At 24.5% G+C, this 327-nt stretch carries 1 protein-coding gene; it reads left to right on the top strand.

The features are described from left to right. The coding region (locus tag FOJ82_RS16560; RefSeq protein ID WP_221933210.1) for a hypothetical protein at positions 1-327 on the top strand (327 nt) is incomplete at both ends.

Raw genomic sequence — 327 nt, forward strand, 5'->3', positions numbered from 1 at the left:
ATATTTTACTGATGTAAAGGTTAAACCTACTTCTTATACAATTGAAAATATTATCGAAAACATTGAATCACATGACATACAAGTTAAAAATATAAAAGATAAAGTAACGAGAATTTATTTTAATAATAAAAGTTGTTATGTCAATTGTTATTTGAAGGATAAAAATATTGTTGATCGAGCTGAATTTGTTTCGAATGGGAAACTGATTCGAAAAGAATTTTATACATATACTAAAGTTTTTACTGAGTATTATGCTCCATATAATAAAAAAGCTAAAGTTTACTTACGAAAATTTTTCAATGAAAATGGAAGCGTAGCTTATGAGGA

The sequence above is a fragment of the Tessaracoccus rhinocerotis genome (assembly GCF_007197885.1).
In the GTDB taxonomy this organism is placed as follows: domain Bacteria; phylum Actinomycetota; class Actinomycetes; order Propionibacteriales; family Propionibacteriaceae; genus Arachnia; species Arachnia rhinocerotis.